General features: G+C 65.9%; 20 protein-coding genes and 7 pseudogenes. 17 read left to right on the forward strand and 10 right to left on the reverse strand.

Annotated features, from left to right (window positions below):
- Positions 1 to 16: 16 nt before the first annotated feature.
- Together GO592_RS42615 and GO592_RS46825 are read left to right on the forward strand one after the other, a co-directional pair.
- Entirely contained in the window at positions 17 to 367 is a 351-nt protein-coding gene (locus tag GO592_RS42615) for a hypothetical protein (RefSeq protein WP_032491936.1), read from the forward strand.
- 576 nt (positions 368 to 943) lie between these two features.
- Entirely contained in the window at positions 944 to 1,075 is a 132-nt protein-coding gene (locus GO592_RS46825; RefSeq protein ID WP_007297293.1) for a hypothetical protein, read from the forward strand.
- 537 nt (positions 1,076 to 1,612) lie between these two features.
- Here the strand turns inward: GO592_RS46825 and GO592_RS42625 are convergent.
- From GO592_RS42625 to GO592_RS42635, 3 genes are read right to left on the reverse strand one after another with little or no spacing between them, the layout of a single operon-like run.
- Positions 1,613 to 1,903, reverse strand: coding sequence for a hypothetical protein (locus GO592_RS42625; RefSeq protein WP_007297292.1), 291 nt, complete (start codon positions 1,901 to 1,903; stop codon positions 1,613 to 1,615).
- A gap of 50 nt (positions 1,904 to 1,953) precedes the next feature.
- The gene (locus GO592_RS42630) at positions 1,954 to 2,568 is read right to left on the reverse strand and encodes a hypothetical protein (RefSeq protein WP_007297291.1); all 615 of its coding nucleotides are present in this window, start codon (positions 2,566 to 2,568) and stop codon (positions 1,954 to 1,956) included.
- Positions 2,569 to 2,579: 11 nt separating this feature from the next.
- Complete coding sequence (locus GO592_RS42635; RefSeq protein ID WP_032491937.1) at positions 2,580 to 3,464, reverse strand: universal stress protein; 885 nt, start codon at positions 3,462 to 3,464, stop codon at positions 2,580 to 2,582.
- 566 nt (positions 3,465 to 4,030) lie between these two features.
- Here GO592_RS42635 and GO592_RS42640 point away from each other — a divergent pair.
- The 9 genes and pseudogenes from GO592_RS42640 to trxA all read left to right on the forward strand — a co-directional run bounded on the left by GO592_RS42640 (position 4,031) and on the right by trxA (position 12,911).
- The gene (locus GO592_RS42640) at positions 4,031 to 4,537 is read left to right on the forward strand and encodes a general stress protein (protein ID WP_007297289.1); all 507 of its coding nucleotides are present in this window, start codon (positions 4,031 to 4,033) and stop codon (positions 4,535 to 4,537) included.
- Positions 4,538 to 4,540: 3 nt separating this feature from the next.
- Positions 4,541 to 4,757 (forward strand): annotated as a pseudogene (locus GO592_RS42645) (Hsp70 family protein); the annotation flags it as partial.
- Positions 4,758 to 5,613: 856 nt separating this feature from the next.
- Positions 5,614 to 6,117: a general stress protein gene (locus GO592_RS42650; RefSeq protein WP_007297288.1), complete on the forward strand. Its 504-nt coding sequence runs from the start codon at positions 5,614 to 5,616 to the stop codon at positions 6,115 to 6,117.
- Between the two features lie 3 nt (positions 6,118 to 6,120).
- Complete coding sequence (gene dnaK / locus GO592_RS42655; RefSeq protein ID WP_202715307.1) at positions 6,121 to 8,001, forward strand: molecular chaperone DnaK; 1,881 nt, start codon at positions 6,121 to 6,123, stop codon at positions 7,999 to 8,001.
- Between the two features lie 8 nt (positions 8,002 to 8,009).
- Positions 8,010 to 8,570 carry a nucleotide exchange factor GrpE gene (locus GO592_RS42660; protein ID WP_007297862.1) on the forward strand — a complete coding sequence of 187 codons (561 nt, stop codon included), beginning with the start codon at positions 8,010 to 8,012 and terminating at the stop codon, positions 8,568 to 8,570.
- Between the two features lie 6 nt (positions 8,571 to 8,576).
- The gene (locus GO592_RS42665) at positions 8,577 to 9,503 is read left to right on the forward strand and encodes a DnaJ C-terminal domain-containing protein (protein ID WP_202715308.1); all 927 of its coding nucleotides are present in this window, start codon (positions 8,577 to 8,579) and stop codon (positions 9,501 to 9,503) included.
- Complete coding sequence (locus GO592_RS42670; protein ID WP_009479959.1) at positions 9,500 to 9,829, forward strand: chaperone modulator CbpM; 330 nt, start codon at positions 9,500 to 9,502, stop codon at positions 9,827 to 9,829. The genes GO592_RS42665 and GO592_RS42670 overlap by 4 nt, the downstream gene beginning before the upstream one ends.
- A complete protein-coding gene (gene clpB, locus GO592_RS42675; RefSeq protein ID WP_202715309.1) occupies positions 9,811 to 12,444 on the forward strand; it encodes an ATP-dependent chaperone ClpB in 2,634 nt (877 codons plus the stop codon). Before GO592_RS42670 ends, clpB begins: the two co-directional genes overlap by 19 nt.
- A gap of 14 nt (positions 12,445 to 12,458) precedes the next feature.
- On the forward strand, positions 12,459 to 12,911 hold the full coding sequence (gene trxA / locus GO592_RS42680; protein WP_007297768.1) for a thioredoxin: 453 nt from the start codon (positions 12,459 to 12,461) through the stop codon (positions 12,909 to 12,911).
- Positions 12,912 to 13,075: 164 nt separating this feature from the next.
- On the opposite strand, the gene GO592_RS42685 is transcribed toward trxA, so the two are convergent.
- Positions 13,076 to 14,476 (reverse strand): IS1380 family transposase, encoded by a 1,401-nt coding sequence (locus GO592_RS42685; RefSeq protein ID WP_007297767.1) that lies wholly within the window; start codon positions 14,474 to 14,476, stop codon positions 13,076 to 13,078.
- 111 nt (positions 14,477 to 14,587) lie between these two features.
- Here GO592_RS42685 and GO592_RS42690 point away from each other — a divergent pair, with 111 nt between their 5' ends.
- The 3 genes and pseudogenes from GO592_RS42690 to GO592_RS42700 all read left to right on the forward strand — a co-directional run bounded on the left by GO592_RS42690 (position 14,588) and on the right by GO592_RS42700 (position 17,012).
- Complete coding sequence (locus GO592_RS42690; protein ID WP_202715315.1) at positions 14,588 to 14,857, forward strand: ubiquitin carboxyl-terminal hydrolase 14; 270 nt, start codon at positions 14,588 to 14,590, stop codon at positions 14,855 to 14,857.
- Positions 14,835 to 16,558 (forward strand): annotated as a pseudogene (locus GO592_RS42695) (FAD-dependent oxidoreductase). Before GO592_RS42690 ends, GO592_RS42695 begins: the two are co-directional and overlap by 23 nt.
- Before the next feature lie 13 nt (positions 16,559 to 16,571).
- Positions 16,572 to 17,012, forward strand: a complete 441-nt coding sequence (locus GO592_RS42700; RefSeq protein ID WP_007297763.1) for a DUF1931 family protein — start codon at positions 16,572 to 16,574, stop codon at positions 17,010 to 17,012.
- Between the two features lie 346 nt (positions 17,013 to 17,358).
- Here the strand turns inward: GO592_RS42700 and GO592_RS42705 are convergent, their stop codons facing one another.
- The gene (locus GO592_RS42705) at positions 17,359 to 17,604 is read right to left on the reverse strand and encodes a hypothetical protein (protein ID WP_007297762.1); all 246 of its coding nucleotides are present in this window, start codon (positions 17,602 to 17,604) and stop codon (positions 17,359 to 17,361) included.
- 562 nt (positions 17,605 to 18,166) lie between these two features.
- On the opposite strand from GO592_RS42705, the gene GO592_RS42710 reads away from it, so the two are divergent.
- Together GO592_RS42710 and GO592_RS42715 are read left to right on the forward strand one after the other, a co-directional pair.
- The gene (locus GO592_RS42710; protein WP_007297761.1) at positions 18,167 to 19,210 is read left to right on the forward strand and encodes an Acg family FMN-binding oxidoreductase; all 1,044 of its coding nucleotides are present in this window, start codon (positions 18,167 to 18,169) and stop codon (positions 19,208 to 19,210) included.
- 94 nt (positions 19,211 to 19,304) lie between these two features.
- A pseudogene (locus GO592_RS42715) lies at positions 19,305 to 19,953 on the forward strand (response regulator transcription factor).
- Between the two features lie 158 nt (positions 19,954 to 20,111).
- Here the strand turns inward: GO592_RS42715 and GO592_RS42720 are convergent.
- The 4 genes and pseudogenes from GO592_RS42720 to GO592_RS46840 all read right to left on the reverse strand — a co-directional run.
- A pseudogene (locus tag GO592_RS42720) lies at positions 20,112 to 20,352 on the reverse strand (acyl carrier protein); the annotation flags it as partial.
- 66 nt (positions 20,353 to 20,418) lie between these two features.
- Positions 20,419 to 20,697 (reverse strand): annotated as a pseudogene (locus GO592_RS46830) (2-oxo acid dehydrogenase subunit E2).
- 79 nt (positions 20,698 to 20,776) lie between these two features.
- A pseudogene (locus GO592_RS46835) lies at positions 20,777 to 21,031 on the reverse strand (2-oxo acid dehydrogenase subunit E2); the annotation flags it as partial.
- Positions 21,004 to 21,270 carry a biotin/lipoyl-containing protein gene (locus tag GO592_RS46840; protein WP_420228099.1) on the reverse strand — a complete coding sequence of 89 codons (267 nt, stop codon included), beginning with the start codon at positions 21,268 to 21,270 and terminating at the stop codon, positions 21,004 to 21,006. The gene GO592_RS46840 and the pseudogene GO592_RS46835, both read right to left, overlap by 28 nt.
- Before the next feature lie 449 nt (positions 21,271 to 21,719).
- Between GO592_RS46840 and GO592_RS42730 the strand changes: the two genes are divergently transcribed.
- The gene (locus GO592_RS42730) at positions 21,720 to 22,205 is read left to right on the forward strand and encodes an Hsp20/alpha crystallin family protein (protein ID WP_050998625.1); all 486 of its coding nucleotides are present in this window, start codon (positions 21,720 to 21,722) and stop codon (positions 22,203 to 22,205) included.
- 309 nt (positions 22,206 to 22,514) lie between these two features.
- On the opposite strand, the pseudogene GO592_RS46845 reads toward GO592_RS42730, so the two are convergent.
- Positions 22,515 to 22,817 (reverse strand): annotated as a pseudogene (locus GO592_RS46845) (transposase); the annotation flags it as partial.
- Between the last annotated feature and the right edge of the window lie 322 nt (positions 22,818 to 23,139).

The following is a 23,139-nucleotide window of genomic DNA, read 5'->3' on the forward strand; positions in this document are numbered from 1 at the left end:
CGTGGATGGAGAAATGATGTCGATCAAGCTCAACAACACCGCGTACGAACACGCAAAACGCCTCATCAAGTCCGGTCACCGCGTTCTCGACGACCGCGATGCCTGGAGCGAGCACCGGCCGTCAACGCAGCAGGAGAACGAGTACATCGCCGAACACGGGCACACCGAGTATGCCCACTGGTATCTCGGCATCGACGACGAGCACGACCCGGACACCAAGGGCAGGTACAAATTCCCCTACGGCGACTTCGAGAACGTGCACAGGTGCGGGGTGCTGTCCGCAGAGTCGCGGGCGGCGCAGTACAAGCACGACGACATCGAGGCGGCGGCCGCCCATCTGCACGGCATGCTGGACGCCTACCGCTGACCGCGGTCGCGGTCATTCTTCCCCTGTTCGTCGAAGCACGCAGGACAGTGCGCAGTGGGATGAAAACCATCTCCACGACGGCGTCGACGCCGGCACCGAACCCGTCCGGCCGGCGGAGCCGACCTGGAGAAACCGCGCGGATCTCGGTGTCGGACCTGGGCGGGCGGGAGGATCGGAGGAGGGTTCGGTGATGACCCGCGACGTGGAGAAACGGTGATCCGACCGGTCGGTGTTGCGCACCGCCGGATGGTATTCGGCCGACGTGGTCGGTACGGTCCTGGTCGTGATGGGGCGCCGCGGTGGGCTGGGCGGCGGCGAGCCGGGACCAGTGCGCCGACCCGACCTCGCTGGTGTGTACCGACCCGGCCCGCTACCTGCTGGTGTTCGCGCCGACCCTGATCCTGCTGCTCGGGTGTGGGGGCATTCGTGCGCGCCTACGCGGCGTGGTGGGCGTCGGCAGACCTGGCCGATCTGGCACGGCGCCGGATGGCCTGCCCTTCTCCGTAGATGACGAAGCCCGGCTGACGGCGGAGGCTGCGGAGCGGGCGGTCCTGACGGAAATTCTGGCCGGGTTGCGTGACCGTTTCCCTACGTCTCGGTGCGGCAGACCTCGTCCGGGACCGGCCGGTGCGTCACCTCCTCGAACTGGCCGACGAGGCCCAGCTGATTGTCGTCGGAAACGGGGGCGCGGCGGCTTCGCCGGGATGACGCTCGACTCGACCAGCACGGCCCTGCTGCACACCACTACGTGCCCCTCCTCATCGTTAGACAGTGCACCGACGGCTAGTACGCCGCCGCGATCGAGTCTTTCATCAGGCGAGGAGGGGACCGAAGTCCTCGAAGAGCTGACCAGGTCAATGACCTTGGGCCCTGCATCTGCATCTTGGCCTAGAAGAAATCAGCTGGGACGAGTGGTTCGAGAAGTTCGACGAGGCCGGTCTGGCGTTCCTCTACCAGGAGCAAAAGTCTAGCGGCGACGACAATACTTTCTTCAAGCTGGCCGACCGGGAGTGAGGTTGCCTCCGGCGCCGACGGGTTTCGTTGTATTCCGGTTGGGAGCAGTCTCCGCGCGACGCGTCCGTCGGCACGCGCACCGAACTGAGAGCGGTTCGACGGTGAACCCGACGAGGTCGTGGAGGCTACCCACTGGCGAGGCCCTTGCCGTACTTGAGGATTCGCCGGTCCTGACCGCACCCGTCGGTCCGGTCAGGACCAGGATCAACGACCTTCTCGGCCGGCCGCCAGTTAATGCCCCTCCTGGTCCGACAACGTCTTACCCTCGAGAGCCTTGACCCGTCGGTGCTCGAGAAGGACCAGGACGATGCCGGAGAGGAAGCAAAGGACACAGACCGAACCGGCGACCACGGCCCAACCCTCCATGCCATAGCCGGCGGCCACCAGAGCCATTGCGAGTAACGCGATCCCTATCCCGAGGAGTAGGAATCCCGGCCAGTTACGGCGATCGATGATGGCCTCTCCGGCATGCTCACGCATGGTTCGCCCCTCATCGTGTGGGTGATCTTCGGTGCCTGCCATATTCACTCCTCGTTGTCGGGCGGTCCTCGGGGACCGCGACGAAAAAATATCTACCTCTGCACTTCGCGCTGCGCCGGTGTCTGGAGCCGATTTCCCTCGACCGGCATTCGGGTAGCGATCTCGATCTTGGCGTTATCTCGGGTAGCGAGAGCATCGCGTACGACGGTGCGCACCACCGGTTCGCATGGGGTGCGGTAGTCGGGCTGTGGACCGGCGTAGATCAGGCCGACGACTGGGACGGGTGCCGTACGGCTGCGGAAGCTGAGGTCCAGGCGACCGGGTTCGCCCGGGCGGTCTCGGGCTATCACGGTATCGAAGTGGCCCTCAGCATCGGGGGGAGTGGTGGATACACCCCACGCGATTCGGGGTTTGCCGGCGAAGACCGCGAGCAGCGGCGTCTCCGCGTCGACAGATAGTGGACCACGCATCCATACCAAGATGTCGGCATCGGCGGGGTGGACAGTGTCTGCCCGCACCATCGGATAACTGATCAGGTCGGCGTAGCGGGCGATCTCGCTGACGGCAACGCTGAAGCTCACGCGTCGTTCTCGGAGCCAATCCGCCACTGTATCGAGCGCGAGTAGATCCCCGCCGGTGTTGCCGTCGCTGGGCACGGAGAACCAGCCGCCGAGCCGTCGAGCGCTCACCGTACTGGACCGCGCCATGCCAGAGGCGGCTACCGGACGATGAGAAGTGGGCAGTTGACCGAGTGCATCAACGCCCTGCTGGTCGACCCCAACAGCAAGCTGGTGAACCCGCCCCGACCGCGGCTACCCACGACGAGCAGCTGCGCATTCTCGGCTTCCTCACGCAGGCCGTGTGCGGGTTGGTCCATGACGACGACTGTGCGGACCTTCACGTCCGGGTATTTCTCGGCGTGACCGGCGAGTCTTTCCGACAACCGGGCTGTTTCGTTCTTCACGACCTCCTGCATCCACGTGGGGTCGGCGCCGCCCTCGAATGCGAGGTGAAGATCGACGTCGGACCAGGCGTGGACGGCCACGAGTTCGGTATGCCGCAGTGCGGCTTCCTCGAATGCCATGGAGACGGCCGGTTCGGTGTGCGCGGATCCGTCGACGCCGACGACGACGGGTCCTGCGAGGGCGTTGATGTCGGTGTCGGGCAGGCCGTGGATGACGGCGACGGGGCAGTGTGCGTGGGTGGCAACGGCCGAGCTGACCGAGCCCAGGAGCACTCGCTCGATGATTCCTTGCCGGTTCGCACCGACGACCACCATGCGCGCAGCTTTCGACCGCTCGACGAGTTCACCGGCGGGTGTCTCGGTGCCGAGGACGGTGTGGATCTCGAGCGAGTGACCGGGTACCGCGTCGGCTGCGACCTCGGCGGCCCTGGCCAACCTCTTCTTGGCTTCGAGTTCCTCTTCTTCGAAGAAGCTGGGGGGCAGGCCGACGGGAAACCCGTACGCGCCCGGAACGAACGTGGTGGTGATCACCGTCAGGGGAGCGTTCCGCAGTGCCGCTTCCTTCGCGGCCCACGACACTGCCTGCAGCGCCGACGGTGATCCGTCTGTTCCGACGACGATCGGACGGTCGGCAGTCATGATGTTCCTACCTTTCGTGACCGGGTGATGGGACGGCGGAAGTGCCTGTCAGTGATATCGATGGTCGCCGCCAGAAGATCGTCGCCGTAGGGCAGAAGGTCACCGCTTTCGGGTCGGAGGTCCACCTGCGGCCGTGCGACCCCATCCACAGCGTCACCGTCATCCCGCTCGGCGTATTTCGCCCGGCACCGGCGCCACCTGATTATCGCTGTGCGGCAACTCATGTGATGTACGCGGACGAATCGTCCGATAGTCGGCGAAAGCAGGGAGAGGGCCACGTCGAGGGAATGTCCCTCGGTTAGCCGAGCCCGGCACGGCCACATCCGGCGCCGTACCCCGCGCATCGTGCGTGAAGGGGCGGGAAGAGGTCGGAAGTCCTCTGACGGGCAACGAGGGTCACTGACCTTGTGCCCTACGCCGGTTGCGGTCCTCGCGGAAGACTCGGAACCGAGCGATCGGAGGAGGTATCCCCGAACCAGCGCAGCTGTGGCTCGAGTCATGGGTGGCCCTGACCGGTTCGAAGCCGAGTCGGCGCCGCCGCAGAAAATTCACGCATAGGAGCAATGATGGCAACACAGTCGAGTGCGGGAACATCGGCAGTACGCCCGAACGAGCCCGCCCACCGAGTAATAGCAACGTTCGACAACTATGCCGACGCCGAGCGTGCCGTCGACTACCTCTCCGACCAGCACTTCGCGGTGGAGAAGGTGGCCATCATCGGCCGCGATCTCGAACTGGTCGAGCAGGTCCTCGGCCGGATGAATTACGGCTGGGCGGCACTACGGGGTGCAACGACCGGCGCGCTGACCGGCGCGCTGATCGGGTGGATCTTCGGCCTTTTCGACTGGGTGCGGCCGCTCCTCGCGAGTGTCACGCTCGCCTGCTACGGGCTGATCTTCGGCGCCCTCATGGGTGCTCTGCTCGGTCTGCTCATGTATGCGCTGCAACGGGGGCGACGCGATTTCGCCTCGGTCTACTCATTGCAGCCCCGCCACTATGAAGTCCTCGCCGACGTCGAGGTCGCGGACGAAGCCACCCGGCTGCTCGCCGGCCGTACCGATCGAAAGGAATGAGTCATGGCAACCGCGGTAGGCATCGATCTGGGCACCACCAACTCGGCCATCGCGTGCTGGCAGGGCGGTGAGCCGGTGGTGATCGCCAATACCGAGGGAGCGCGCACGACGCCGGCGGTGGTGGCTTTCACCGAGAGCGGTGAGCCGCCTGGTCGGTCAGCTCGCCCGACGGCAGGCGATCTTGAATCCGAAGGGCACGATCTACTCGGCGAAACGGTTCAGCCGAGGCGCCGATCCCGCGAGGAGGAGGACCACGATCGCGACCAGCGGTGCCCGGATCGAGGAACGTACGGTCGACGGCACGTGCATCAGCGACCGGTTCCGTACGACATCGGTCCCCTCCTACATGCACCTACCGCGCGTGGGCCCACCAGATCAACATACCCTGGCGCCGCCCGTGGCCGGCGACTGTCGAACCGCTTCAATACCCCCAGACAACCGACATCGACCGCAGTGCACATGCCGCCACCACTGCGAGCCGAGCCGTATCATGTTGTGCTACTTCAATTGTCAAAGCCCGCGAACCTTGGGTTCGACCGATTCGGGCGCGCCGTCCAGTGAAATCCGGTCTGGATGGATCCAATGGATGGATAAACCGACAGTCCGAAAATGGATTTCGCCGCTCGTTCGCTTCTGCGCCCGGAGCTTCGGTTCCAATCACCGAGCACCTGATCCTGTACGTGAGGATGAAGGAGCTGTCATTCTCGGTGCTCCCGCGACTGTACTGGCATGGCGGAATCGGCTACCTACTTTTCGACTTACCGGAACCTTGTCACACAACGCGTCGGCTGGGAGAATTCCTTGCATCGGGAGTTCTACTCGCGGAAGCACCACTGTAGTGGCTGATGCTCGGAGTCCGCGGATACCAGTCGCCTCGAGCGGTTTCCGACGGACATCTATGCCCAGGGCAGGTGTGGACGCCACTGTCCCCCGTTTTGTCGACGCCCAGAGGCGGATGAAGAACTTCCAGGCGGTTGGGCCGTCCGTGAGCTCAACCGGTTGAACCGACCGACCGGACGCCGAACGGGTACGCACAGGCTCGGCGAATCCCGAGTCATTAACGCCTAGGGGGCGTGATGTCAGAGTCCAGTGGCGGAACCTCCGCCGTAAGTCCACACCCACCGGCACGCCAGGTAATAGCAACGTTCGACAACTACGCCGACGCCGAAAGCGCCGTCGACTACCTCTCCGACCAGCATTTCACGGTAGACAAACTGACCATCGTCGGTCGCGATATCGAGCTGGTCGAGCAGATCGTCGGCCGCTTGAACTACGGCTGGGCCGCTCTGCGCGGCGCCGCCGCGGGCGCGCTGACGGGTGCGCTGTTCGGCTGGATCTTCGGGTTACTCGATTGGGTCCAGCCGCTGCTCACGGGCCTCGCGCTCGCCTTCTACGGGTTGGTGTTCGGCGCCGTTGTCGGCGCTCTGCTCGGCCTGCTCATGTATGCGCTGCAGGGCGGCCGGCGCGACTTCACCTCGATCCAGTCATTACAACCACGTCACTACGAAGTCCTCGCCGATGTCGAGGTTGCGGACGAAGCCGTCCGCTTGCTCACCGGCCGAACCGATCGAAAGGAATGAGTCATGGCGACCGCTGTAGGTATAGACCTAGGCACCACCAACTCGGTTATCGCAAGCTGGCAAGGCGGCGAGCCGGTGGTGATCTCCAATGTCGAGGGAGCGCGGACGACGCCGTCGGTGGTGGCGTTCACCGAGAGCGGTGAACGCCTGGTGGGTCAGCTTGCCCGACGGCAGGCGATCTTGAATCCGAAGGGCACGATCTACTCGGCGAAACGCTTCATCGGACGCCATTACGACGAGATCTCCGAGGAGGCCAAAGCGGTCAGCTTCGACGTCGTGCCGGGTGACAACGGTGAGGCCCGATTCGACGTGCGGGGAAAGAAGTACGCGCCGGAGGAGATCAGTGCCCTCGTGCTGCGCAAGCTCGTCGACGACGCGAGCAAGTTCCTCGGTGAGAAGGTCAAGGAAGCGGTCATCACCGTTCCGGCCTACTTCAACGACGCGCAGCGCAACGCCACCAAGGACGCCGGCCGGATCGCAGGCCTCGAGGTTTTGCGGATCATCAACGAGCCGACCGCTGCGGCACTGGCGTACGGCATGGACAAGCAGACCCACGAAACCGTACTGGTCTTCGACCTCGGTGGCGGCACCTTCGATGTGAGCCTGCTCGACGTCGGCGAGGGAGTGGTCGAGGTTCGTTCCACGGCCGGCGACTCCCACCTCGGCGGCGACGACTTCGACCGACGCCTGGTGGACTACCTCGCCGACGAATTCCAGCGTGCGGAGAACATCGATCTGCGCAAGGATTCGCAGGCGTTGCAGCGCCTCTTCGAGGCGGCGGAGAAGGCCAAGGTCGAGTTGTCCTCGGTGACACAGGCCCAGGTCAACTTGCCGTTCGTCACCGCTGACGCGAACGGTCCCAAGCACCTGACCACCACGATCATGCGATCGAAGTTCGAGGATCTGACGGCGGATCTGGTGGAACGCTGCCTCAGCCCGGTGAAGCAGGCGATGAGTGACGCCAAGGTCACCGCCAACGACATCGACGAGGTGATCCTGGTCGGTGGTTCGACACGTATTCCGGCGGTGCAGGCGCTGGTTCGCCGGCTCACCGGCGGCAAGGATCCCAACATGAGTGTCAACCCGGACGAGGTCGTGGCGCTCGGTGCCGCAGTCCAGGCGGGCGTGCTCAAGGGCGAGGTCTCGGATGTGCTGTTGCTCGATGTCACCCCGCTGTCCCTCGGCGTCGAGACCCAGGGCGGGGTGATGACCAAGATCATCGAGCGCAACACCACGATCCCGGCCCGGCGCAGTGAAGTGTTCTCCACCGCGGAAGACAACCAGTCCGCCGTGGACGTCGTGGTCCTGCAGGGCGAACGCGAACGGGCCGCCGACAACCGGGTGCTCGGCCGGTTCCGGCTGGAAGACATCCGCCCCGCGCCGCGTGGCGAGGCCCAGGTCGAGGTCACGTTCGACATCGACGCCAACGGCATCCTCCACGTCACCGCACGCGACAAGGACACCGGCAAGGAGCAGAGCATCACGATCAGTGAACAGGGCAACCTGGATCAGGGTGAGGTCGAGCGCATGCTCGCGGAGGCCGAACGGAACCGGGGCGAGGACGAGGCGCTGCGCAAGGCGGTCGACGCGCGCAATGAGCTCGATTCGGTTGCCTATCAAGTGGAACGGCGACTCGCCGAACTCGGTGACAGTGCCCCACCGCACGACAAGGCGCGGGCCGAGATGCTGATCGCCGACGCCAGGAAAGCCGTGAAAGACGGTGCTTCACCCGCGGAGGTAGAGCCACTCACCTCGGAGCTGCAGCAGTTGCTCTACGGGCTCGCCCCGGTCCAGGCCGGCGGCGACGGACATCAGGCTGGAGGCGCAGAGGCTGCGTCGTCGGATGACGACGACGTGATCGACGCCGAATTCGATCGAAGCTGAGGCACACGATGGAAAGGTCTGCAGATCATTCGACGACCGAGCCGGCTACCGACGGTACCGACAGGGATCAGACCGAGCCGGCTACCGACGGTACCGACAGGGATCAGACCGAGACGGCGCCTGATCGCACCGACACGGGGGCCGAGTTGGCTCAACTCGAGGACCGCTGGCGCAGGGCCCTCGCAGATCTGGACAACCTGCGCAAGCGGTATGCCAAGGATCTGGACCGTGAACGCGCCGCGGAGGTGGCGAAGGTTTCCGCGGCATGGCTGCCGGTTCTGGACAATTTGGAGCTTGCGCTGGCGCATGCGGGCAGCGATCCTCAGACCGTCGTCGAGGGTGTGAAGGCGATCCGGGATCAGGCGGTGCAGGTGCTGTCGCGGTTCGGCTTCGAGCGTCACGACGAGGTCGGTGTGCCGTTCTCCCCGGAGCTCCACGAAGTGGTCAGTGTGGTGGCCCAACCCGACCTTCCCTCCGGGACCGTGGTCGAGGTCTTGCGCCCGGGCTACGGGGAGGACGGGCGGCAGCTGCGTCCCGCCGCGGTGGTCGTCAGCCGCCCCGAGGGGTGAGCACCGATGGCGCGTGACTACTACGAAGCGCTCGGGGTCCCGCGGGGCGCCGCCGCCGACGAAATCCAGCAGGCCTACCGCAAGCTGGCCCGCAAGTACCACCCCGATGTGAACAAGGACCCCACTGCGGAGGACAAGTTCAAGGAGGCCAACGAGGCCTACCAGGTGTTGTCCGACCCGGACACCCGGAAACGCTACGACCGATTCGGTGCCGACTTCCGGCGTGTGCCCGAGGACTACGACGAACGGGTCCGGGCAAGCGCCGGTGGGTACGGTGGCGGCGGGTACGGCGGTGGGGGCGGGGGCAGAAGGGTGCACTTCGGTCACGGTGTCGGTGGCGAAGGCGGCGTCGACTTCGAGGACCTCTTCGGGCAGATGTTCGGCGGCGGTGGCGGGTACGGGCCGATTCCCGGCGCCGATCAGGAAGCGGAACTGGAACTGACCCTGGAAGAGGCGTATCGGGGCGGCAAACGCACTCTCAGACTGGACGGACGGCAGTACGACGTCGACATTCCGGCCGGTGTCCTGGACGGCCAGCGAATCCGGCTGGCCGGGCAAGGCGGCCGGAGCAACGGTGACGCGCCGCCCGGGGATCTGTACCTCGTGGTGCGGATCAAGCCGCATTCCCGGTTCCGCGTCCAGGGCCGGGACATCTACGTCGACCTGCCAATATCGCCATGGGAGGCGGTCCTCGGGTCGACCGTCGTCGTTCCCACCCCGGGTGGCGAGGCGAAAGTCAAAGTGGCTCCAGGCTCGTCGACGGGAAGGAAGCTGCGCCTGCGCGGAGAGGGAATGCCCAATCCGCGGGGCGCCAACGGCAACCTCTACGCCGAAATCAAGGTGATGGTGCCGCCGAAACCAACAGCGCGCGAACGCGAGCTGTTCGAGCAGTTGGCCACCGAATCGAACTTCGATCCGAGGAAAGAGACATGAGCACCCCGACCCCGGTCACCCACTACGTATTGGTTCGCCGTACCGGACTGTCACCAGATGCCTTCGCCGAACGTACCGGGCTGCACCCCGACCTGGCACGCAAGCTTGTGGCTCTCGGCCTGCTCGACGCCCACCGCGACACCGGCGGCGAGATGTCGTTCGAACCATCCGAAGTGGCCCACGCCGCCCGCATCCAACGGCTGCGGACCGGTCTGGGCCTGAACTACTCGGCAATCGGGCTCGTGCTCGATCTGCTGGATCGAATCGAGAAACTCGAAGCAGCTTCCCGCAGAAGGAGGACACCCCCATGGACACCGGCAGCCTGACTGAAAAGTCACGAGAAGCCCTGCAGGAAGCCCAGAACGTAGCGACCAGAATGGGTCACACCGAGGTCGACGGAGAGCACCTGCTGCTCGCGTTGGTCGACCAGCAGGAAGGGTTGGTCCCCCGACTGCTCGAGCAGGCCGGCGCGAACGTCGATGCCCTGCGATCCGACCTGGAACGTGAACTGTCGCGTAGGCCGAAGGTCAGCGGCCCCGGCGCGACGCCCGGTCAGGTGATGATCACCCAGCGCCTGGCCAAGCTGCTCGACGCCGCGGAACGGGAGGCGAAGCGACTCAAGGATTCCTACGTGTCGGTGGAGCATCTCGTGATGGCCCTCTCCGAGGAGGGGTCGGCCAGTGCGGCGGGGCGGGTCCTCGCCAGTCATGGGGTCACACGAGACGCCTTCCTCATGGCGCTGACGAAAGTGCGCGGCAATCAGCGCGTCACCTCGGCCACCCCGGAAGGGGCGTACGAGGCGCTGGAGAAGTACGGGCGCGACCTCGTCTCCGAGGGGCGGGCAGGCAAACTCGATCCGGTCATCGGCCGAGATGCCGAGATCCGCAGGGTAACGCAGATCCTGAGCCGGAAGACGAAGAACAATCCGGTGCTGATCGGCGACCCCGGCGTCGGGAAGACCGCGATCGTCGAGGGCCTCGCCCAGCGGATCGTCCGCGGTGACGTGCCCGAGGGCCTGCGCGACAAGACGATCTTTTCGCTCGACATGGGTTCCCTGGTGGCCGGTGCGAAGTACCGCGGCGAGTTCGAGGAGCGACTGCAGGCGGTGTTGTCCGAGGTGAAGGCGGCCGAGGGGCGGATCCTGTTGTTCGTCGACGAGTTACATACAGTGGTCGGTGCGGGATCAGTCGGCGGCGAGGGGTCTCTCGACGCCGGCAACATGCTCAAGCCGATGCTCGCTCGCGGCGAACTGCACATGATCGGTGCCACCACTCTCGACGAGTATCGCAAGCACATCGAATCCGACGCGGCACTGGAGCGTCGCTTCCAGACCGTTCTCGTCGACGAGCCCAGCGCCGAGGATGCGATCTCGATTCTGCGCGGACTTCGAGAACGCCTCGAGGTGTTTCACGGCGTGAAGATTCAAGACGGCGCACTGGTGGCCGCCGTGACCCTCTCGCACCGGTACATCACCGACCGCTTCCTTCCGGACAAGGCGATCGATCTGGTGGACGAGGCGTGCGCCCGGCTACGCACCGAAATCGATTCGATGCCCGCCGAACTCGACGAGCTCACCCGGAAGGTGACCCGGCTGGAGATCGAAGAGGCCGCGCTGTCCAAGGAAACGGACGCGGCCAGCAAGGCGCGCCTCGAAGAGCTGCGTAAGGAGCTGGCCGACCTGCGGGCAGAGGCCGACGCCCGGCACGCTCAGTGGGAGGCGGAGCGGCAGGCGATCAGGCGGGTGCAGGAGCTGCGGGGAGAGCTGGAACGATTGCGCCACGAGGCCGAGGAGGCGGAGCGCAACTACGACCTCAATCGGGCCGCAGAGTTGCGATACGGCGAGATCACCGCGCTGGAACGCAGGCTCGAGGCGGCGGAGGAGCAACTGGCCACCAGGCAGGGCCGGAATCCGTTGCTGCGTGAAGTGGTCACCGAAGACGAGATCGCAGAGATCGTGGCCGCATGGACGGGTATCCCGGTCGCCCGGCTGCAGGAAGGCGAGCGGGAGAAGCTGTTGAAGCTCGACGAGATTCTGCACGAGAGGGTCGTCGGTCAGGACGAGGCGGTGCAACTGGTCGCAGACGCGGTGATCCGGGCGAGGTCCGGTATCCGTGATCCGCGCCGGCCGATCGGTTCGTTCATCTTCCTGGGCCCGACGGGCGTGGGAAAGACCGAGCTCGCAAAGACGCTGGCCAGTGCCCTCTTCGACAGCGAAGACAACATGGTGCGCCTGGACATGAGCGAGTACCAGGAGCGGCACACGGTGAGCAGGCTCATCGGTGCGCCCCCCGGGTACGTCGGGTACGACGAGGGTGGCCAGCTCACCGAGGCGGTGCGCCGCAAGCCGTATTCCGTGGTGCTCTTCGACGAGATCGAGAAGGCCCACGCCGACGTCTTCAATACCCTGCTGCAGGTGCTCGATGACGGCCGGATCACCGATTCTCAAGGCCGGCAAGTCGATTTCCGGAACACGGTGATCATCATGACCTCCAACATCGGATCCCAGCATCTCCTCGAGGGAGTCACAGCCGACGGCGAGATCAAGCCGGACGCCCGGGAGCGGGTGCTGGCGGAACTGCGCGGGCACTTCCGTCCCGAGTTCCTCAACCGGGTCGACGACATCGTGTTGTTCACTCCGCTCACGCTGCCCCAGATCGAGCACATCGTCGAGCTGCAGCTCACCGATCTTCGGAACAGGTTGTCGGAGCGCCAGATACACCTGGATATCACGCCGGAAGCACGCCGGCTCATCGCCGAACACGGTTTCGACCCGGTCTACGGTGCGCGGCCGCTGCGACGGTACATCGCCCACGAGGTAGAGACCAAGATCGGTCGTGCGCTGTTGCGGGGCGAAATCGAACCGGGTGGCACCATCAGTGTCACGGTGGACGGCGGCGAGCTCGCCGTCGCGTATGCGGAACCCGCCGTCGCGGCGGCCTGAGGAGAGGTGTCGTCATGGGATCCGACAAGGTGAAGTGTCCGCACTGCGGCAAGGTCAACAAGGTGCCGGCGGCCGGGGACGGAAAACCCCGCTGCGGGAACTGTCACGAGCCGCTGCCGTGGATCGCCGCGGCAGGGGACGACGACTTCGCGGAGGTCGCCGACAAGTCCTCGGTGCCTGTGCTGGTCGATCTCTGGGCGACCTGGTGCGGCCCGTGCCGCATGGTCAGCCCGGCGCTCGAGCAGCTCGCCAGAGAACGCGCAGGTCAGATCAAGCTGGTCAAGGTCGACGTGGATGCTGCTCCCCAGACGGCCGAACGGTTCACCGTCCGCGCCGTACCAACTCTGCTGGTGATGGACCGGGGTGAGGTCCTCGCTCGTCAGGCGGGCGCAGCTCCGGTACCCCAGCTGCGCACGTGGCTCGATCAGGCACTCTCGGAAAATGCAGGCAAGGAAGCGAAGTCATGACTTATCCTCAATCCGTGGATCGGTGATCTCGGTGATTTTCGGGTCGATTCTGTGGTGATGCCGACGGGCGACGCCGTTGGTGGCGTGGTTGATCTGCTAACCGGTGGTCAGCTCGTCCACGTTGGGTGTTCCTGGGTCAGGGCCGGGGTGGCCGGGTTGCCGGGTCAGGCAGCTTGCGGCGGTTCGTAGTCGATGACGTTGTCCCAGAGGGTTGTCCAGTCCGCTTGTCGGGGCCAGTGCGCGGGTAGGTGGAGCACGGGTTTGCGCGCCGGCCGGGCGAATCGGGCAGGGACGTTGACCAAGTGCCGGCGCAGGGTGGCCCCGCGGGCGGCGGCGTGGCGGCCGCCGGCGAGGGTGCCGGCGGCGCGCAGCAGGTTGTAAGCGATCGCCGCGCAGAGCACCCAGGCGCTGTTCGCGCCGAAACGCCCCGACGGGATGTGAGCGAGTGGTCCGTCGATCAGGTCCGCGAACACCGTTTCCACGATCGCGTGTTTGCGGTGCGTGATGTCGGCGTCGACGGTCGGCAGGTCGGAATTGGTGAAGAACGGGTGATAGCGCCATATCGGGAACAACGCATCCGGGTGGTTCGCGTCCTTGACCCGGCGCACGACCAGGCGGGCGGTGACCTTGTGGCGTCCGGAGAACGCGGTGTATGAGGTTTCGGCGACCTCGGCGTCGGAGATCAGCTCCCCGGTGTCGGGGTCGGTGACCGCACCGGGGTAGTGCACCGGCGTCCACTCCTGCTCGTCGATGCTCTCCATGGCCCGGGTGATCCGCGGATTCCGGGTCATCACCACGGAGAACTCGATACCCGCGGCGACCGCGGCCCCGATGACGGCCTTGTTGCCGAACGCCGAATCACCGCGGACCATGATCTTGCCTGTCGCACCGCAGGCGCGGGCGGTGCTGATCGCCGAGCGCAGCTGGGAGGCGGCGCCGCGGCCGGATCCCGTCTTGCCGGCCCGCAGCCGCATCTCCGCGACCAGCGGGGCGCTGTTCGCGGTGGACAGGGTCGTGACCAGCGGCGACAGGCCCTTGCGGAGCAGGGCGCGGCCCGCGATTTTCGCGTGCCCGTAGGACGCTCCCTGTTTCTGGTGCCCGTACACCGGGCGCAGCAACGAGTCGATGTCGAGGAACGCCCGGTCCTCGATGCCGGGCAGCAGCGGGGTGCGGGCGGCGAGGCCGATCAGATGCCGACGCAACACCGCCCCGAGCTGCAGGCTGTGCCCGTAGGTGAACTCGCGCAGGAAGATCCCCAATGTCGATGGGGCATACACCTGGTCGAAGAGAATCGGGGTGCCGCCGGCGCGGATCGTGTCCACATCGTCGATGCTGTCGGCTCCGGTGAGCATCCCGCCGATGATCGAGGTCAGTTTCCCCACCGGGTTCGCCGCACCCGAGGCCACCCGCGTGGAGGCGAGGTCGACATGGGTGTCGATCAGGTCCGACAGGCCGGCCTGTTCGCCCAGTTCGAGGACCGGGACCAGCCCGGCCGCGGACACGGACACGAGATTGTATTCGTCGAACACCGCGGACCCAGTCGTGAACGTGTGCGATGATTGCACTGAAAGTGCCTTTCCGTATGTGGACGATCGTGATGTGAGAATCTTGATTGTCCCACTACGGGAGGCGCTTTCGTCATTCACACGCCCTTACGGCTGGCGCAGTCTCCACGGATCCAGGCTTATGTCCATGCGGACCCACACGTGGCCGCGATCCGGGCCGTGGTGCCCCGGACCCCGCAGGGTTGCGAGGAATGTCTTCGCCTCGGCACCCCGTGGGTGCATCTGAGGCTGTGCCTGACGTGCGGACACGTCGGTTGCTGCGACTCTTCGCCGGGCAAGCACGCGAGCGCGCACGCTCACGCCATCGGCCATCCGATCGTCCAGTCGATGGAGCCAGGTGAAGATTGGCGGTGGTGTTATGTCGACCAGAACTTCGTCTGAGGACGCCGCACCCGTCGGCGTCAATCAGCCGGTCGACGAGACTCCGGACGAGGAAGGTGCTTTCCCGCGGCTGACGGACGACCAGGTCGCGACGCTCGAGGTCGGTGGCACGCGTCGATCGGTTCGCGCCGGCGAGGTGCTGATCCGAGAGGGCGCGCCCAGCAACGACTTCTTCGTCATCCTTTCCGGCAAGGTCGCGGTCCTCGACGAGGGCGACGGGGACGGCGAACGCCGGATACTGCGCGTGCACGGTCCCGGCCGCTTCCTGGGCGAGCTCGGACTGCTGGAAGGCCAGGTGGCGTTCTTCACCGCCGAAGCGATCGAGGATGGCGAGATGCTCGTCCTCCCCGCCGAGCGGGTGCGCGGGCTGGTTGCCCACGATCCCGTGCTCAGCGATCTGATCCTGCGCGCCTACCTGGTGCGCCGGCACCTGCTGATCGGGCTCGGCTCGGGGTTCCGGATCATCGGCTCCTGCTATTCCCCGGATACGCTGCGGCTTCGCGAGTTCGCCATCCGAAACCGGTTGCCCCACCGGTGGATCGATCTGGAGCGGGACGAACGGGCGGAGCAGCTGCTGCGCAGCCTGGACGTCGCCCCGAGGACACTCCCGTCGTGATCTGGCACGGCGACAAGGTGCTGCGCAATCCGACGAATGCGGAACTCGCCCGCATCGTCGGGCTTCCGGTCCCGGACTCGGTCGCGGACGCAGCCCAGGACGTGTGCAACCTCGTGGTCGTCGGTGCCGGACCGGCCGGTCTGGCCGCGTCCGTGTACGGTGCCTCGGACGGGTTGAACACGGTGACACTGGAGTCGATCGCCGCGGGCGGCCAAGCCAGTACCTCCTCCCGGATCGAGAACTACCTGGGCTTCCCGGCAGGGATCTCCGGCTCCGAATTGGCCGAGCGGGCCGTGATCCAGGCCGGAAAGTTCGGCGCCCGCATCCTGGTGTCGGCGGAGGTGACCGGTTTGGGATCCGAGGCCGGGAACCATGTGCTCCGGCTGGCGGACGGCGGCGCGGTCCGCGGCCGGGCCGTCGTGCTCGCCACCGGGGCGCGATACCGCAAGTTGGCAGTCCCGGGAATCGAGGCACTGGAGGGAACGAGCGTGTACTACGCCGCGACCTACCAGGAAGCGCGGATGTGCGGCACCGATCCGGTGGCCATCGTCGGCGGCGGAAACTCCGCCGGCCAGGCCACCGTCTTCCTCGCCGGCCATGTCTCCCACGTCCACCTGCTCATCCGCGGCGATGACCTCGGAAAGAGCATGTCCCGATACCTGGTCGACCAGATCGAGCACCACCCGCGCGTTACCGTGCACCGGAACACCGAGATTCGTATGGTCCACGGCGAGAAATACCTCGACGAAATCGTGGTCGAGGACAATCGCACGGGCGACCAGGACACGATCCGGGTGCACGCCCTGTTCATCTTCATCGGGGCGACGCCGCACACCGGGTGGCTGGCCGACGCGATCGCACTCGACGACCACGGCTTCGTCCTCACGGGCATGGACGCGGTCCACGCCCGAGGAGACGGCAACCGGCCGATCAGCGCCGGGCTGTCCAGGACGCTCGAAACCAGCCGGCCCGGCCTATTCGCGGCGGGCGACGTCCGCCGCGGCTCGGTGAAACGAGTCGCATCCGCGGTCGGTGAAGGAGCGATGGCGGTACGCCAAATCCATGAATACTTCGAAAGGAGCTGACGACATGCCAGTGATGGGCACCGTGAAATTCCAGCGGTTCTTCCGGGCAGCGGCTGGACTGCAGGTCGACCGAAACGACCTCAAGCGCTATACGGATTTCATCGACGACAAGATCTACGACGTGATCCTCATCGGCAAAGCCTCGGCCAAGGCAAACCTGCGGGACGTGATCGAACCGTGGGACCTGCCGATCACCAAGGGGCTGCAGGAGAGCATCCACCGGTTCGAGAAACTGGACGAGGAGATCGAACTACAGCCTCTGCTCGATCAACTGACGGCCCGGCCGCCCTTGGACGTGGCCCTCTCCGAGGAGACCGAGCAGCGACTGCCGCTGATCGCCGGAGGCTTGAGCGTGGCGCTGGCGCACACCTTCGTCACGATCGCTCCCGGTGTCAAGAACCCGGGTACCGCCGAATGGACCACGGTGTTCGATATCCTCCATCTCTTGATCTGATGCGTGGCGCGGCCGGCCGTGCCCGCTCGGGCAGCGGGACCACGTGAACCAGGTGGAGGGAACGCTGCGGTGGACGGCGACCGCCGCCACCGCGCAACCTGCGTCGCGGCGGACGAGCCGTCGATGCCGACGACGATGTGGCGCCTGTCGACCACGGTGACATCACCTTTCCCGAAGATGCAGCCTCGTCATCACCGCGCGGATGAGTGAATCGTGTTCGCATTCAGGGTGTCAGTGCTAACGACCCACCAATGGTGACTTTGGACCTGAATCGCACCCTGCCTGGCGGAAAAGTAGTTCGCGAAGATGCGCTTCCGGGCTTACGCCGACAGCGCCATGCGCTCCATCAGCGAACAACCCCGGTCCACTTTCGCGCCGCCTCCGCCGACGTTGTCACATCGACGGTGAGCCGCTTCGTCGACGTCGGAGCCAACTGCCGGAGGTGAACCTGCACCGGCGCATCCACTTCGCCGCCGCGAGCTCGGGGCGCGTGTACCGCGAAACCGTGGTCGATGTCGGCGCGACCGCCGACCCCGTGACCTTGGTTGTCGGGTTCCGGCTTCGGACTGTGCGCGATAATGTGCTCGCGCACAACCTTTTCCGCTGCGAGAGCATTCTCAACACCCCACTGTTCGCGGGCTTCCCCGAGTTTCGAAGCTGTGGCTGGCCCACGACGAGAGCAACCGCTACCGCAAAGAAGTGTACGAGTGGGACACGGGCGGGCGCGCCGAATCGTACGTCCGCCACGGTGGTGGCCACTGGCAGGCGTCAGGCCCTTCCAGTCGATCCCGGCCTCACATCATCCCGGGAAGACGCCGAGACAAAGCCCTCGCACACCCGCAGCAGAGACCTGGGGCGGAATCGCACGAGAACGAGTGGTGGCGGCCGGTGACCGGTTCGCGGTGACCCGGTCTACACGAGAGATGACTTTCGGGCCCTCCCACCTGCGGTCACGGTTACCGCACCGTTGTCCGCAGCCGATCTGCACACACGGAAATCCCCATCGGCACTGGAACGAGGACATCATGCGGGACAAGCACACACTGCCGTCGTCGAACACCACCGGCGGATCCGCAGGCCGCGGGGAAATCGGCCTCTCCCACGGTGACCATCGGCCCTAACTGCTCGATCGCGGACGGCGAAGACTGAGAGACATGTACCAGACTCCCGCCCCGAATTTGTGGGGAACCGAAGTGGAAGCGATCGTGGACAGCACCATCCCCGACGTGAACGTCGTTCGCATCGCCGTGGACCTCGCGTGCCGGGCACCCTCGGTCCACAACAGTCAGCCGTGGCACTGGCGGTACGCCGGCGGCCGGCTCGATCTTCACACGGAACGTGGCCGGCTGCTGGCCTCGACGGACCCGACCGGACGGCAGCTGGTGATCAGTTGCGGGGCGGCCCTGCACCACCTGCAGACAGCGCTCACCGCTCTGCGATGGTCGACCGACATCCAACGTTTTCCCGAGGGTCCGCACTCGGGCCATCTGGCGACAATCCGGTTCCACCGCGACGCTCGTCCTCAATCGCACGACTTCGATCTGCTCGCCGCGATCAGGCACCGCTTCTCCGACCGCCGACCGTTCGGCCCAGTCAGCCCCAAACGCTCGCTTCCCCGTTCACTGCCCGAGCTCGTGCGCCGGCAGGGAGTTGCGCTGACGGTGCTGCCCGAGGACGCGCGCCCGGTGCTCGCCGCCGCCACCGCATACACCGCCGCCACGCGGAAGTACGATTCCGCATACCAAGCCGAGTTGCATTGGTGGGTGGGGCATTCCATACCCGCCGGCGATATCCCTGCCGAAGCGCTGGCAACTGCAGACAATAGTGCCCGAGTGGACATCGGACGGAGGTTTCCCGCCGGCCGCGACGATGGTTCGTCGGCGGAGGTGGATCAGTCGACCGTCCTCGTGCTGAGCACGGACAGTGACGGCCGGCCGGATTGGCTCCGCGCCGGCGAGGCGCTGTCCTTGGTGCTTCTGGAGGCCACGGTCGGCGGACTCGCGACGTGCCCCCTCACGCATATGACCGAGTGCCGGCCGAGTAGAGAGATGATCCGCGAACTTCTTCCGGACGGTGGATACCCGCAGGCACTGATTCGCGTGGGTGTCACGGAGAAGAGGCGCCCGCCGCGACAGACTCCGCGGCGGCCGACGGACGCGGTGTTCTCGGTGGGCACCCGACGCGGCGGCTACCGATGACGGCGCCCGCACCTCGCCGTGTGCTCATGACCGGCCCGGCCCCTGCCGCAATCTGTGACGTGATGGCGCCGACCTGCGGACTGGAGGTTGCCCGATGATCAACGTTTTTCTCGTCGACGATCATGAGGTGGTCCGCCGTGGGATAGCGGATCTTCTCACCGTGGACCCCGAACTGGCCGTGATCGGGGAGGCTGCGTCGTATTCGCAGGCGCTGGCTCGGATCCCGGCACTCAAACCCGACGTTGCCGTGCTCGATGTCCGGCTGCCCGACGGCAACGGCATCGAACTGTGTCGTGAACTGCTCTCCCGGATGCCGGGCTTGCATTGTCTGATGCTGACGTCCTACACCGACGACCAGGCGATGCTCGACGCCATCCTCGCCGGGGCCAGCGGATATGTCGTCAAGGACATCCGCGGGATGGAGCTGACCGAGGCAGTCCACGAGGTGGGTGCGGGCAAGTCGCTGCTCGACAGTCGTGCCGCCGCCGCGTTGATGGCGAAGCTCCGCTCGGGCGCAGACGCGGAGGACGGCCCTTTTCGCGAGGCTCACCGACCAGCAACGGACACTGCTCGCGCTCCTCGGTGAAGGGCTGACCAACCGGCAGATCGCCGAACGCATGTTTCTCGCGGAGAAGACCGTCAAGAACTAGGTGTCACGGCTGCTGACGAAGTTGGGCGTGGAACGACGGACGCAGGCGGCCGTCCTTGCGACCACGATGCCCCCGAACCAACCCCGGAACTGATCGGTTCCGCCTGACTCCCCGGGCCGGAGCGGACCTGTTCGGCCTCTCGAAGTGGCTGCGACGTCCGAGTACGAGGCGATCACCCGCAGCGCACTGCGGATCCGACATCGAACGTCCCCGGCGGCTCCCCCGCGCGTGGTCCCCGGCGGCTCATGCGTCACCCGGGCGGCAGCGTAGTCTGTCACGTCGGTGAGGGTGACGAGCCTTCCGTAGTCGGCCTCCGGTATGTCGATCCCGAAGGTCGAATGCAGCCTGACGAGGAAGTTCAGCCAATCCAGCGAATCGAGATCCACCTGATCCCGATGCGGCTGGTCCGCGAGCACGTCGTCGCCCTCGACTTCGGGGTGCGATGTTCTGCAGTGCGGCGAGCACCACGGCACCGATGTCCTGAGTGTCCACGATCGAATCCTCACAATCGTTCCGGATGTTGCAGCAGTTTCGCGGATCTCGGACAGGAACTGGACTCTACTGACACATCACCACGGTGCCCGTGGAAACCCGGTGGTCCGCCGCCAGGCTCGTCGTGCCCACCGGCACGACCCCGAGCTTCCCGTCGACAAGCCACTGCCGGTCGGCGGGTCTGCCGAAGCCCGCCAACGCCACCTGCGGCGGCTACATCACCCCCAACACGGAGCCCACACCGCGTTCGCCGAGGTTCGACACGGTCAGGGTCGGATCGGACATCTCGGAGCCGCGCATCGATCCGGCGCGGACGCGCGCCACCAGGTCGGTGAGCTCGGTCATCAGCTGACCGAGTGGCTTCTCGTGCGGTGTCGCGGATCGTCAGGGCGACGAGGCCGCCCTGCCGCAGTGAGATCGCAACACCGACCTGGACGGGTGTCTGCAGCCGGAACTCGCCATCGTGCCAGAACCCGTTCATCTCCGGGAAGTGCTGCGCCGCCAGTGCGACCGCCTTGAGTTGCAGGGCGGCCATCAGAATCCGCTCGGTGACCGGGCGACCGGCGTTCTCCCGTTCCATCCAGGCGGCCGCGGCTTGCAAGGGCACCCGGTGCGCCAGGTAGTAGTGCGAGATCTCGCGCCCGGACCGACTCATCGATGCTGCGATCGCCCGACGCATGTCGCGGTCCTGTTCACCGTCACGCCAGGCACTGCGGCTGCCGACCCGGCCTTCAGCAGCACGAGCAGCCGGAGAATCGTGCCCTTTCGCCAGATTTCCACGTCCACAGCCGCTTTCACCGTGTCGACGGTCGCGATGGCCTGCCCGCGATCGACTTCGTCTCCAGGCTTGACCAGCCAGTCGATGAGTGTTCCTTCGTCCAGGTCGGAACCGAGAGAGGGCAATGCGAAAACAAACATGAGGCATCCCTAACCTCACCGATCGCCGATCCCAAGCGGTGGAAACAATCGTCTCCACCTGGGGAATCGCAGCCTGTTCCAGGTGTTTGGCGTACGGCATGGGAACCTCCGCACTGCATACACGTCGCGGTGGTGCGTCGAGGTCGTAGAACGCCGTCTCGACGATTCGGCCATCGAGCGGATGCGAGACTGCCGCGGCGCCAACCTTCGTCGACCACGACTGCGCGACCCGGCTCTCGTGGGCGGCGGAGCGCTCTGGCCGCGCATGATCAACAACCGGGCACCGAGTGAGCAGATCCTCCCCGAGGCTGGGCGCCGGCTTTCCGCCATGCATCGGGGACCTGGGACCGAGGTCCTCGGGGCAAGGACTGTCGGCCCTACTGTTACGGCGCGGTGGAGGAGTCCAATCGAAGTGTCACCTTCCACCTCTCTATTGGATTGGAGTAGTCATGAGCATTCTGTCCCCCCGACGCCCACATCGGTCCACGATGTTGACTCTGGCCGCGCTACCAGATTGGTCGGATGTGGTGGCCGGGTTCGAGTCACTGCCGATCTGGCGGCCGTTCGAAAATCACCTCATCCGGGTCGAAGAACACGTCGACGACGATCGTTACACCCTCCGGGCCGAACTGCCCGGGGTGGACCCCGCCAAGGACATCGACATCAGCGTCCGTGACGGACAACTCACCATCACGGCCGAGCGCACCGAGAAACAGGAAGAAGGCACCCGGTCGGAATTCCGCTACGGCAGCTTCTACCGGTCGATGCCGCTGCCCCCCGGCGCGCAAGAGGACGACATCAACGCCACCTATACCGACGGAATCTTGACCGTCACCGTGCCGGTCACCGAATCGCAGACGGCGGAGAAGCACGTGGAAGTCACGCAAGGTCCCGCGAAGGAGGTGCCCATTGACCGTGGTGGTAAAAAGTCCTGACCGCCGACGATTCGCGTCTCGCCGAAACGGAGCGAGACAGCAGCCCGAGCGCGGCGCCGAGCACCTTCGTTCTTCCACTCGATCACGATCCCGCTTCAGTGGAACGGCGCCCGCGCTCGGCCTCGCCGGAACGGCAGTCGGTCTGCTGTTTGGAGTGGTGCGGTGCAGCATCCCGGGGTCGATCAAGCCGGGACCACGCCCGAAGGGGGTCGGACAAACCATGGCCACGCGGGGTGCTGCGTCCGAGGTGCTCAGGCCGCCGCCTGCTGCCGGCCAGGGCACGATTTTGCCCTTCCCGTAGCCCGTAGCCCGTAGCCCGTAGTTGGTGAGGGTGAGCAGCTTTCTCGCCGCGGCGAGCTTGGCGACGTTCTTATCGTCGACGATCTTCGCCGTGCCCGGGTGCAGCTGAATCGCTTCGATGGCCGCCCACCGCACCTTTCGAGCCCTGTTTGGTCACTCGTGCACCCTTCTCGTTACGGACCGCGAGACGCGTGTCCGTGGTGATGTGCCCGCGACGGACGGTGGTATCGGACTCGTGATGGCGTGGAGTCAGACCCGCCCACGAACACAGCCGGTACGGGCGGAGTACCGGTGAACGTCGCCGATCTCGGCGCGGCGGCACAGTCATACCGCTCGCGCGCATGTCGTCCAGTAGGGCGCCGCCGGATCACCGGCGTGCGGCAACTCGTGTGATGTGCGCGGACGAAGCCCCGTCCGATGGTCATCGAAAGCAGGGAGAGGGCGGATTCGAGGGGATGACCCTCGGTTCGACGAGCCTGGCACTGCTCCATCCCGCGCCGTACCCCTCGCTCATGGTGCGCGCGAAGGGTCGGGTAGAGGTCGGAAGTCCTCTGGCAGGCAACGAGGGTCACTGACCTTGTGCCCTACGCCGGTTGCGATCCTCGCGGAAGGCTCGGGAACCGAGCGATCGGAG

The organism is Rhodococcus sp. 21391 (assembly GCF_016772255.1).
Lineage (GTDB): Bacteria > Actinomycetota > Actinomycetes > Mycobacteriales > Mycobacteriaceae > Rhodococcus_F > Rhodococcus_F opacus.

What these genes read in the sequence shown, in the direction of transcription:
- GO592_RS42670 (WP_009479959.1), top strand. Translation starts at nt 9,500, where the DNA reads ATGAGCACCCCGACCCCGGTCACCCACTACGTATTGGTTCGCCGTACC.
- GO592_RS42615 (WP_032491936.1), top strand. Translation starts at nt 17, where the DNA reads ATGTCGATCAAGCTCAACAACACCGCGTACGAACACGCAAAACGCCTC.
- GO592_RS46840 (WP_420228099.1), bottom strand. Translation starts at nt 21,270, where the DNA reads ATGTTTGTTTTCGCATTGCCCTCTCTCGGTTCCGACCTGGACGAAGGA.
- GO592_RS42665 (WP_202715308.1), top strand. Translation starts at nt 8,577, where the DNA reads ATGGCGCGTGACTACTACGAAGCGCTCGGGGTCCCGCGGGGCGCCGCC.
- trxA (WP_007297768.1), top strand. Translation starts at nt 12,459, where the DNA reads ATGGGATCCGACAAGGTGAAGTGTCCGCACTGCGGCAAGGTCAACAAG.
- GO592_RS42625 (WP_007297292.1), bottom strand. Translation starts at nt 1,903, where the DNA reads ATGGCAGGCACCGAAGATCACCCACACGATGAGGGGCGAACCATGCGT.
- GO592_RS42630 (WP_007297291.1), bottom strand. Translation starts at nt 2,568, where the DNA reads ATGGCGCGGTCCAGTACGGTGAGCGCTCGACGGCTCGGCGGCTGGTTC.
- GO592_RS42660 (WP_007297862.1), top strand. Translation starts at nt 8,010, where the DNA reads ATGGAAAGGTCTGCAGATCATTCGACGACCGAGCCGGCTACCGACGGT.
- GO592_RS42710 (WP_007297761.1), top strand. Translation starts at nt 18,167, where the DNA reads ATGTACCAGACTCCCGCCCCGAATTTGTGGGGAACCGAAGTGGAAGCG.
- GO592_RS42730 (WP_050998625.1), top strand. Translation starts at nt 21,720, where the DNA reads ATGAGCATTCTGTCCCCCCGACGCCCACATCGGTCCACGATGTTGACT.
- GO592_RS42650 (WP_007297288.1), top strand. Translation starts at nt 5,614, where the DNA reads ATGTCAGAGTCCAGTGGCGGAACCTCCGCCGTAAGTCCACACCCACCG.
- GO592_RS42635 (WP_032491937.1), bottom strand. Translation starts at nt 3,464, where the DNA reads ATGACTGCCGACCGTCCGATCGTCGTCGGAACAGACGGATCACCGTCG.
- dnaK (WP_202715307.1), top strand. Translation starts at nt 6,121, where the DNA reads ATGGCGACCGCTGTAGGTATAGACCTAGGCACCACCAACTCGGTTATC.
- GO592_RS42700 (WP_007297763.1), top strand. Translation starts at nt 16,572, where the DNA reads ATGGGCACCGTGAAATTCCAGCGGTTCTTCCGGGCAGCGGCTGGACTG.
- GO592_RS42640 (WP_007297289.1), top strand. Translation starts at nt 4,031, where the DNA reads ATGGCAACACAGTCGAGTGCGGGAACATCGGCAGTACGCCCGAACGAG.
- clpB (WP_202715309.1), top strand. Translation starts at nt 9,811, where the DNA reads ATGGACACCGGCAGCCTGACTGAAAAGTCACGAGAAGCCCTGCAGGAA.